Here is a 10544-nt window from a genome sequence, read left to right on the forward strand (position 1 = left end):
GGCGGCTGCCGGAGTACATGGTGCCCTCGGCGGTGGTGGTGCTCGAGGAGTTGCCGCTGACGGGTAACGGCAAGCTCGACCGCAAGGCCCTGCCCGCCCCCGAGGCGTCGGGTGGTGCGGGCACCGGCCGTGCCCCCGCGAACGAACGCGAGGAGGCCCTCTGCCAGGCCTTCGCCGAGGTCCTCGGCGTGGAGAGCGTGGGCGTCGACGACGACTTCTTCGACCTCGGCGGCCACTCGTTGCTGGCGGTGGAACTGACCGCCAGAATCCGTGCCGGGCTGGGGATCGACGTCCCGATCCGCACCCTGTTCGACGCGCCCACCGTCGCGGGGCTCGCACAGCGGCTCGGGACCGAGAAGTCGAGTCGGCCGGCCCTGCGATCGATGCGCGACCGGAGCGCCCGGTGACGGCCCCGTACTGATCGGACCGGCCGTCGTCGGCGGGGGGCGGGGCGCACGAGTACCGGCTGGTGCGCCCCGACAGGCCTACGGGGTCACCAGGCCGGCCTCGTAGGCCATGATCACCAGCTGGATACGGTCACGGGCGTCGAGCTTGGCCAGCAGCCTGGTGACGTAGGTCTTGGCGGTGGCGACGCTGATCACCAGGTGCTCGGCCAGTTCGGTGTTGGACATTCCCTTGGCTACCAGAATGAGCACCTCGCGCTCGCGGTCGGTGATGCCGGTGATGGTTCGTCGGGGCTTGGCAGCCGCCGACGGACGGCCGGCGAACTCCTTGATCAGTCGGCGGGTGACGCTGGGGGCGATCAGGCCGTCGCCGTCGGCGACCACCCGAACCGCGGTCAGGATCTCGTCGAGGGCCATGTCCTTGACCAGAAAGCCGGAGGCGCCGGCCTGCAGGGCACCGTAGACGTAGTCGTCGTCGTCGAAGGTGGTGAGCATCACGATGTGGGCGCTGCCGGGGCCGGAGGTGATCTTCCGGGTGGCCTCGATGCCGTCCATGCCGGGCATTCGGATGTCCATCACCACGACGTCGGGCTCCAGGGCGGCGGTCAGTTCCACCGCCTGGGCGCCGTCGCCGGCCTCGCCGACCACCTCCAGGTCGGGGGCGTCGGCCATCACCATCTTCAGGGCGGTACGCACCAGTTCCTGGTCGTCGACCAGCAGCACACGAATCGTCATCGGACCTCCTCGGGGACCGGAAGACGGGCGGCCACGCGGAAGCCGCCCTCGGCAAGTGGTCCGGCGGTGAACTCGCCGTGCAGCAGATCCACTCGCTCGCGCATGCCGACCAGTCCGAAGCCGGACCCCGCGGTGCTTCCCTGCGGGTGCCCGTGGCCGTGGTTGAGGATCTCGATGAACAACTCCGACTCCTGGCAGTCGATGGACACCTGACACATCTTGGCACCGGCGTGTCGCACTACGTTGGTTACCGCCTCCTGGATGATCCGGAAGGCCGACATGTCGATCTCCGGTGGAAGATGGCGCCGTTCGCCGCTCCACCGCACGTCCACCTGGACCCCGGCGGCGGCCGTGGTCGCCGCGAGCCGGTCGACGTTCGCCAGGCCGGGACCCGGATCCAGCGGGACCGGCTCCTTCGTGGCCGGCTCGGCGTCCGATCCCGGCTCGGGCTGCCGGAGCGCGCCGAGCATGCGGCGCAGCCCGGACAGCGTCTCCCGGCTGGCGGTCTCGATTTCGCCCAGCGCGGTGCGGGCGAGATCCGGCTGGGTCTCGATCACCCGGCGGGCGGCGCCGGCCTGCAGGGCCACGATGCCGATGGTGTGGGCGACGACGTCGTGCAGCTCACGGGCGATCCGCAACCGCTCGGAGGTGACTGCCCGGGCGGCGGACTGGGCGTTGAGCTCCTTGGTGTGAACGCGGGCCTGGTGCATCGAACGGCCGATCAGCAGGGCGATGACCGCCAGCAGCACCGCCCCCTGGGCGTCGCCGGTGTCGGTGTGGGGGACCATGATGATGTGGGCGACCAGGACGCCGATCAGCAGGCCCGCCGCGATGCGCACCGTCCGCCGGGGCCGGGTGGCCGCGATCGTGAGCAGGGCGATGTCCGCCGGCAGGAACTGCAGCGGCGGGAACTGGGACCCGAACGACCAGCCCGTGCACACCGCCACCGACGCGACGGTCAGCAGGGTGAGACCGGCCAGCGGCCTGCGCGCCAGCAGCGCGCTGCCCGCCAGAGCCACCAGCGTCGCCCCGTACACCATGTTCCAGTCCCGGCCCGTCTCCCCGAGACGTCCGCCCATCGCGATGCCGTTGAACCAGGCGGCGGCGCCGTGCTGCCCGACGAGCAGCGTGGGGTAGAGAGTGACCACCAGCCAGGTGAGGGCTGTCCAGGCACCTGGTGGCACGCGTTTGAGTAGCGGGAGAGTCAGCGTGGCGTGCATACGTCGAGGGTAGCCAGGCAGCCCTCGGCGGACATCGGACCACGGGTGTACGACCGTGGCTGACAGTCAGGGGGACAGGTGTCACCGCGGGTGTGATGTGCTGAACACCCCACCGACGGCACGATGGGCCACATGATCGAAGTCCACGAGCTGACGAAGCGCTACGGCAAGAAGCTGGCGGTCAACAACCTGAGCTTCACGGTGAAGTCCGGCCAGGTGACCGGATTCCTCGGCCCCAACGGAGCCGGGAAGAGTACGACATTGCGGATGATCCTGGGTCTGCACGCCCCCACCAGCGGGACGGTCACCGTCGACGGCCGCCCTTTCCGCTCGTTGCCCCGTGGGTTGCGGCACGTCGGTGCCCTGCTGGACGCCGGCGACGTGCACGGCGGGCGCACCGCCCGGGCCCATCTGCGGGCCCTGGCCCGCAGCAACCGGATCCCGCGCAGCCGGGTGGAGGAGGTGCTGCGCGAGGTCGGCATCCTGGACGCGGCCGACCGCCGGATCGGCGGCTTCTCGCTCGGCATGCGCCAGCGCCTGGGCATCGCCACCGCGCTGCTCGGCGACCCGCCGGTGCTGCTCTTCGACGAGCCGCTCAACGGGCTGGACCCGGAGGGCGTGCACTGGGTGCGCGGACTGTTCCGCCGACTGGCCGCCGAGGGGCGCACGGTCTTCGTCTCCAGCCACCTGATGTCCGAGATGGAGCACACCGCCGACCAACTCGTCGTGCTCGGCCGGGGCCAGTTGATCGCGGTCGAGAGCCTGGCACAGTTCGCGGCCCGCGGTGCCCGCCGAAGCGTGTCGGTGCGCACGCCGGACCCGGCGGCGCTGCTGACGTTGCTGACCGACGCGGGCGCGGAGGTGGACCGCGAGCCCGACGGAAAGCTCATGGTGACCGGGCTGGATGCGGACCGCATCGCCGAGATCGCCTTCGAACACCGCATCCTGGTGAACGAGTTGACAAACCACACCAGCTCGCTGGAGGAGGCGTTCATGGAACTGACCGCCGACAGCGTCGAGTACGTCGCAGGAGAGACCAAGTGACCGCACCGACGACGTCCAGGACGACCGCGGCGTCCGCCGAGCGGTCATCGGAACCCAAGGCCCGTTTCAGCGACCTGTTCGCCGCTGAGTGGATCAAGCTGTGGTCGCTGCGCTCGACCCTCTGGGCCTTCGCCGGCACGGTGGCGGTGATCCTCACGATCACCATCGTCGGCGCCGTCGCCGACACGCAGCACTACAGCTCGTCCGACGCGGCGGGCAAGGCGTACTTCCGGATGTTCGGAGCGGTGGGCGACTCCTTCCCGACCGGCGACGCCACCATGCTGATCGTCGGCGCCGGTGCCATCGGCGCCATCACGGTCCTCGGTGAGTACACGACCGGCATGATCCGGACCACGTTCACGGCCGTGCCGGCCCGCCGTTCGGCGATGGCCGCGAAGGTGGCGGTGGTCGTCGCCGCGACGACCGCCCTCGGCGTGGTGGCGGCACTGCTCTCGTTCGGTGCGGCTCAGGGCATCCTGTCCGGACAGGGCGCCGCCGTCGGCTTCGGTCACCACAACGTCGTGCGTCTGCTCGCCGCCTCCGCGGCGCTCGCTCCGGTGTCCGCCCTGGTGGGCATGGGCCTGGCCACGTTGATCAGGCACAGCGTGCTGACCATCGTGGTCACGATCGCCCTGCTCTTCGTCATCCCGTCGGTGCTGAACGCCCGCAGTCACTCCAGCGCGAGCATCCTGCACATGACGATCCTGCAGGCCTGGCGGCGTATCGGCTACGACCAGGCGACCACGGCGATGTGGCCGTGGACGGTGGGGGGCGCCTGCATCGTCCTCGCCGTCTGGGCGCTGGTCGCCGCCGCGCTCGCCGTCCTCACCCCCAGCCACCGGGACCAGTGAGCGGCGCTGCCGCCGACCGCCCTCCACCCGGCGGGCCGAGATGCCCGCCGGAGCACGTCCCCCTCGCAGGCGGCGTTCACGAAACAGGCCGCCGACAGCGTCGAATACCTTCAAGGAGACACCGAGTGACCGCGCCGACCACTACGGACATGACCGTGGCGCCCAGAGTGCCGCCAGCCGAGCCCAAGGCCCGTTTCAGCGATCTGTTCGCCGCCGAGTGGATCAAGCTGTGGTCGCTGAGGTCGACCCCGTGGGCGTTCCTCGCCACGGTGGCGATGGTCCTCACGAGCACCGTCACCATCGCCCTGAGCGACGTCCAGCAGTACGCGCAGAGCGACCAGACGCAGCGGGAGCTCTTCCGGACGCTCGGAAGAGTGGCCGATTCGTTCCCCTTCACCACCGCCACGATGCTGATCGCCGGGGCCGGCGCGATCGGCGCCATGACGATCCTCGGTGAGTACACCACCGGCATGATCCGGACGACGTTCACGGCCGTTCCTGCCCGCAGTGCGGTGATGGCCGCGAAGGTGGCTGTGATCACCGTGGCCACGACCGCTCTCGGTGTGGTCCTGGCCTTCGCCTCCTACGGCGCCACCCAGGTCGTCATGTCCGGTCAGAACCTCGCCGTCGGCCCCGGGCACCCCGGGATCCCGCGCATGCTCGTGGCCTCCGCGCTGCTCGCCCCGGTCTGCGCCCTCGTGGGCATGGCGGTCGCCGCGGTGGTCCGGCACAGCGTGGCCACCATCGTGACGACCACCGCGCTGTTCTTCGTCCTTCCCACGCTGCTGAACGACCGCAGTCGCCTCAGCGCCAGCTTCCTGCACATGACGATCCAACAGGCCTGGGGGCGTATCGCCCAGGGACAGGCCACCGGAGAGGAGTGGCCCTGGACGGTGGGCGGTGCCTGCGTCGTCCTCGCCGTCTGGTCGCTGCTTGCCGCGACGCTGGCCGTATTCTCCGCGAACAAGCGCGACCAGTGAGCGGCGCTTGACCTGAACTCCTCCCAGGCGCGGGCCGAACAGGCCCGCGCCTTTCCTTTGCTCCCGGACAATGACGCTCGAGGACAGGCGGGTCGCCCAGTTCCCCGACGAATCGGAAAACCCTGGGCTGCCGCTTTGTCAAGAATTCACGCGGCCCGATTTCCCGCACTGTTCAACTGACCCGGCGAGGACAGTTGAACAGCCGCGTCGAGGCCGCCCGCCGGACGCTGAACGCCCTGCCCAGGCCCGCCTCCGGGCCCGTGGCCGAACATTGATCATCCGCCGGGCCGTGGGCCATAGTGACTGCCGGGGAAGTCGCGGTACCCCATATGCAGAAACAAGAAACAGGGAGCTTTCGCCGGGTCGGAATCTGTGTCGAAACGGCGCTGCCGGCAGCCGGAATCGACCGAGGGCCCGTGTACCAACGGCTGTGAGAACGGACCGGACGGAGGAATTCCGTGCGGTCCTCGCAGCCGTGCCCACCGGCGCTGTCAGCCGTGCCAGCCGCAGGGCCGGAAGAACGGCCGGAGATCACCAGTCAGCCTCGGCCGACGTGGCGGCGAGGACGTAAGCAGGAGGGGTCCTGATGATTCCGTTGTCATACGCGCAGCGCCGGTTGTGGTTCATCCACCAGGTGGAGGGGCCGAGCGCGCACTACAACATCCCCCTTGCGCTGCCGCTGACCGGCGAACTCGACCAGGACGCCCTCGCGGCGGCCCTGCGTGACGTCCTGGAACGGCACGAGGTCCTGCGGACCACCTTCGCCGTGACCGACGGCGAGCCGCACCAGCACATCCACGCCATCGAAGAGCTGGACTGGGCCCTTGAGCGGGTCGACCTGTCCGGCGCCGAGCCGTCCGCCGTGCGGGCCGAACTCGACCGCGCGCTCGCCGACGCGGCCGCCACCGCCTTCGATCTGTCCGCCGAACTGCCCATCCGGGCCTGGCTGTTCACCACCGGCCCGGCGGAGCACGTGCTGGTCGTGGTGCTGCACCACATCGCCGGCGACGGCTACTCGCTGCGCCCGCTGGCCGACGACGTCTCCGCGGCCTACTCGGCCCGTCGTGAGGGCCGGGCACCCGGTTGGGAGCCGCTGGCCGTCCAGTACGCGGACTACACCCTCTGGCAGCGTGAACTACTCGGCGACCAGGCCGACGCCGCAAGCCTGATGCACAGCCAAGTCGCCTACTGGCGACAGACGTTGAGCGGTGTACCGGAGGAGCTGGCGCTCCCGTACGATCACTCCCGGCCCCCGGTGGCCTCCTACCGCGGCTACAGCACCCCGCTGGAGATCCCCGCCGAGAGCCATGCCCGGCTCGTGGAGCTGGCGCGGGCCGAGGGCGTGACCGTCTTCATGGCGCTGCAGGCCGCCCTCGCCGTGCTGCTGTCCAAGCTCGGCGCCGGCACCGACCTGCCCATCGGCACGGCGGTGGCCGGCCGCACCGACGTGGTCCTGCGCGACCTGGTCGGGTTCTTCATCAACAGCCTCGTGCTGCGCACCGACGTGTCCGGTGACCCGACCTTCACCGAACTCCTCGCCCGGGTGCGCGAGACGGACCTGTCGGCCTTCGATCACCAGGACGTCCCCTTCGAAAAGCTCGTGGAGGAACTCGCCCCGACCCGCTCGCTGTCCCGGCACCCGCTGTTCCAGGTCATGCTCAGCGTGGAGAACCTCACCCGTGCCGAGGCCGACCTCGGAGGCGCCCGGGCGGAGAGCCCGGACACAGAGCCTTCCGCGGCCGCCGGACCGGTCGGTACGGTAGCCAAGTTCGACCTGGAGGTCGTCGCCGAGGAGACCTTCGACGACACCGGCGCCCCCGCCGGCCTGCGCGGATCGGTCATCGTCAACGCCGACCTCTTCGAGGCCGCCTCTGCCGTCCGCATGGCCGAGCGGCTGTCCCGTGTCGTCGAGCAGCTGACCGCCGAGCCGCAGAGCGCCATCGGAGCCGTCGACATCCTCGCCGCGGACGAGCGCGACCGCCTGTTGACCACGTGGAACGACACCACGGCCGACGTCGCACCGGGTCTGCTGCCCGAGCTGTTCGCCCAGTGCGTGGCACGCACCCCTGACGCGGTCGCGGTGGTCCACGAGGGCACCGAAGTCAGCTACGCCGAGCTCGACGCCCGCGCCAACCGGCTCGCCCATCGGCTGGCCGCCCTCGGTGTGCGCGCCGAGTCGGTGGTCGGCCTCTGCCTGCCACGCGGCGTGGACATCGTCACGGCGATACTCGCCGTCTGGAAGACCGGCGGCGCTTACGTGCCCCTCGACCCAGAGCACCCCGCCGACCGCCTGGCGTACCTCCTGCAGGACAGCGGCGCCCGGGTCGTGATCAGCAGCCGGGGCGCGGCCGACGGCGTCGCCGCCGAGCTCGACACCGACCGGGTGCTGTGGCTCGACGACCCGCAGGAGGCCGCGGAGCTGGCCGCCCTGCCCGTCACGGCCCCGTACGGCCCGGTCACCAGCTCCGGACTGGCCTACGTCATCTACACCTCGGGCTCGACCGGCCGGCCGAAGGGTGTGGCCACCGCCCACGGTGCCCTGGCCAACCTGGTGTCGGTGTTCGGACCTCTTATGGAGGTGGGCCCGGGCGTCCCGGTCCTCCAGTTCGCCTCGTTCAACTTCGACGCCTCCGTCCTGGACATCGCGGTCACCCTCGCCCGCGGCGGCACCCTCGTCGTGGCGAGCGCGACCGAACGCTCCGAACCCACCCTTCTGCGCACCCTCGTGCAGTCGGCCGGTGTCCGCTCCGCCAGCCTCGTACCCTCCCTGCTCGCCGTCCTGGAACTGGAGGACCTGGCAGGGGTCGGCGCCATGGTCGTCGGCTCCGAGGGCATCGACCCCGCCCTCGCCCGGGCGTGGGCCCGCGACCGGCGACTCGTCCACGCTTACGGCCCGACCGAGGCAGCCGTGATCACCGCCGTCGGGCACGTCGACCCGGACGGCACCGGCGCGGTGCCCTTCGGCGGCCCGGTCGCCAACACCCGCATGTACGTCCTGGACCGCCATCTCCGGCCCGTCGCACCCGGCGTCACCGGTGAGCTCTACATCGGCGGGGCGCAGCTGGCCCGCGGGTACGTCGGCCGCGCCGACCTGACCGCGGAGCGGTTCGTAGCCTCCCCGTACACGGCGGGCGAGCGCTTCTACCGCACCGGCGACCTGGTGCGCTGGACCGAGGACGGCCGGCTGGTCTTCGCCGGGCGCGCGGACGAGCAGGTCAAGATCCGTGGTTTCCGGATCGAGCCCGGCGAGGTGCAGGCGGTCGTCGCCGCGCACCCCGGCGTCGCCCGTGCCGCCGTCGTCGCGCGTGAGGACAGCCCCGGCGACGTCCGCCTCGTCGCCTACGTCGTCCCGGCCGAGGGCGCGGGCGACCAGCCGGAACTCGGCTCGTCCGTCCGCGAGTTCGTCGGATCAAGGCTGCCGCAGTACATGGTCCCGGCGGCGGTCGTCCTGCTGGACGCCCTCCCGCTGACCGTCAACGGCAAGCTCGACCGCAACGCGCTCCCCGCCCCGGAGTTCACGGTCGGTGGCGGACGGCCCCCCGCCAACCCCCACGAGCAGGCCCTGTGCGAGGAGTTCGCCGAGGCCCTGGGCCTGAAACGGGTCGGTGTCGACGACGACTTCTTCGCCCTCGGCGGCCACTCGCTGCTCGCCGTCCGCCTCGTCGAGCGGCTGCGCGCCCGCGGTGTCCCTGTCTCCGTGCGCGCGCTCTTCGAGAGCCCGACCCCGGCCGGGCTCGCCCTCTCCGGCGCCGCGGCCCAGGTCGTGGTGCCCGAGAACCTGATCCCGGCGGGCGCGACCGCGATCACGCCGGAGATGCTCCCGCTGATCGACGTCACGGCCGAGGAGATCGAGCGGATCGCGGACACGGTGGAGGGTGGCGCCGCGAACATCGCGGACGTCTATCCGCTCGCCCCCCTCCAGGAAGGCCTGCTCTTCCACCACCTCCTCGCCGGCGCGGGCGAGGACGCCTACGCCCTGCCCGCCGTGCTGGAGTTCGACTCGCGCGAGCTCCTGGACCGCTTCCTGGACGCCCTGCAGCGGGTGGTCGACCGGCACGACATCCTGCGCACCGGCATCGTCTGGGACGGACTGCGCGAACCCGTCCAGGTGGTGTGGCGCCGGGCGGAACTCCAGGTGGCCGAGGTGACCCTCGAGCCGCACGGGGACGACCCGGTCGCCGAGCTGGTGGCGGCCGGCAGCGCGCCGATGGACCTCGGCCGGGCCCCGCTGATCGACCTGCACGTGGCGCGGCCGCCCCAGCAGGACCGGTGGCTCGCGCTGATCCGGATGCACCACATGGTGCAGGACCACACCGCGAAGGAGGTCCTGCTGGCGGAGGTGCACGCGTTCCTCACCGGACGTGGCGACGAACTCGCCGAGCCGCTCCCGTTCCGCAACTTCGTGGCCCAGGCACGCGGCGCCGTCGACGAGTCCGAACACGAGCGCTACTTCGGTGGGCTGCTCGGGGACGTGGACGAGCCGACCGCCCCGTACGGCCTGGTCGACGCGCAGGGCGACGGCAGCGGAGTGGTCCGCGGCGGCCTCACTCTGCCGCAGCACCTGACCGACCGGATCCGGGACACCTCCCGCCGGATCGGTGTCAGCCCGGCCTCCGTGCTGCATGTCGCCTGGGCGCGGGTGCTCGCGGCCGTCTCGGGCCGCACCGACGTGGTCTTCGGCACCGTCCTGTTCGGCCGGATGAACGCCGGCGCCGGCTCCGACCGCGTCCCGGGACCGTTCATGAACACCCTCCCCGTCCGCCTGCGTACCGGTGAACTCGGTGCTCTGGAGGCGGTGTCGGTGATGCGTGGCCAGCTCGCCGAGCTGCTGGAGCACGAGCACGCCCCCCTGGCTGTGGCACAGCGCGCCAGCGGCGTGCCGGGCAACAGCCCGCTGTTCACCTCCTTCTTCAACTACCGCCACAGCCCGTCCGCACAGGGAGCCGGCACCGACCGGGCCGACGTCCCCGAGGGCACGGCCGGCGGCATCCGGATGGTCTACGAGCACGACCGGACCAACTACCCGCTGTCCGTGGCCGTGACGGACGACGGCACCGCGCTCGACGTCACGATCGACGCGATCGCCCCGATCGTGCCGCACGCGGTGGCCGAGCTGATGCACGTTGCCGTCGCCAACCTGGCGACCGCACTGGAGACGGCCCTCGGCGGCGAGCCCGACACACCTCTGGCCTCGGTGGAGGTGCTGGGTGAGGTCGAGCGTCGTCGGGTGTTGGTGGAGTGGAACGACTCGGCGGTCGGTTTTGGTTCGTCGTTGGTGCCGGGGTTGTTCGCGGCGCGGGTGGCGGAGGT

General features: G+C 71.3%; 7 protein-coding genes. 5 read left to right on the forward strand and 2 right to left on the reverse strand.

From position 1 onward, the window contains the following. The coding region (locus AB0L59_RS42025; RefSeq protein ID WP_365593427.1) for a phosphopantetheine-binding protein at positions 1 to 407 on the forward strand (407 nt) is incomplete at its 5' end. A gap of 78 nt (positions 408 to 485) precedes the next feature. Here the strand turns inward: AB0L59_RS42025 and AB0L59_RS42030 are convergent. Together AB0L59_RS42030 and AB0L59_RS42035 are read right to left on the reverse strand one after the other, a co-directional pair. Beyond that, positions 486 to 1139 carry a response regulator transcription factor gene (locus AB0L59_RS42030; RefSeq protein ID WP_365593429.1) on the reverse strand — a complete coding sequence of 218 codons (654 nt, stop codon included), beginning with the start codon at positions 1137 to 1139 and terminating at the stop codon, positions 486 to 488. Continuing rightward, complete coding sequence (locus tag AB0L59_RS42035) at positions 1136 to 2359, reverse strand: sensor histidine kinase (protein WP_365593431.1); 1224 nt, start codon at positions 2357 to 2359, stop codon at positions 1136 to 1138. The genes AB0L59_RS42030 and AB0L59_RS42035 overlap by 4 nt, the downstream gene beginning before the upstream one ends. Positions 2360 to 2491: 132 nt before the next feature. Between AB0L59_RS42035 and AB0L59_RS42040 the strand changes: the two genes are divergently transcribed. The 4 genes from AB0L59_RS42040 to AB0L59_RS42055 all read left to right on the forward strand — a co-directional run. Next, positions 2492 to 3403, forward strand: coding sequence for an ABC transporter ATP-binding protein (locus tag AB0L59_RS42040; RefSeq protein WP_365593434.1), 912 nt, complete (start codon positions 2492 to 2494; stop codon positions 3401 to 3403). After that, positions 3400 to 4254: an ABC transporter permease gene (locus AB0L59_RS42045; RefSeq protein WP_365593436.1), complete on the forward strand. Its 855-nt coding sequence runs from the start codon at positions 3400 to 3402 to the stop codon at positions 4252 to 4254. The genes AB0L59_RS42040 and AB0L59_RS42045 overlap by 4 nt, the downstream gene beginning before the upstream one ends. A gap of 125 nt (positions 4255 to 4379) precedes the next feature. Beyond that, positions 4380 to 5234 (forward strand): ABC transporter permease, encoded by an 855-nt coding sequence (locus tag AB0L59_RS42050; protein ID WP_365593439.1) that lies wholly within the window; start codon positions 4380 to 4382, stop codon positions 5232 to 5234. Positions 5235 to 5820: 586 nt separating this feature from the next. Then, positions 5821 to 10544 (forward strand): amino acid adenylation domain-containing protein (locus tag AB0L59_RS42055; protein ID WP_365593442.1); only part of this gene is annotated, 4724 nt, incomplete at its 3' end.

Source organism: Streptomyces sp. NPDC052109 (genome assembly GCF_040680195.1).
Taxonomy (GTDB): domain Bacteria; phylum Actinomycetota; class Actinomycetes; order Streptomycetales; family Streptomycetaceae; genus Streptomyces.

Coding starts and splice junctions, on each gene's coding strand:
- AB0L59_RS42040 (WP_365593434.1), top strand. CDS start 2,492: ATGATCGAAGTCCACGAGCTGACGAAGCGCTACGGCAAGAAGCTGGCG.
- AB0L59_RS42035 (WP_365593431.1), bottom strand. CDS start 2,359: ATGCACGCCACGCTGACTCTCCCGCTACTCAAACGCGTGCCACCAGGT.
- AB0L59_RS42030 (WP_365593429.1), bottom strand. CDS start 1,139: ATGACGATTCGTGTGCTGCTGGTCGACGACCAGGAACTGGTGCGTACC.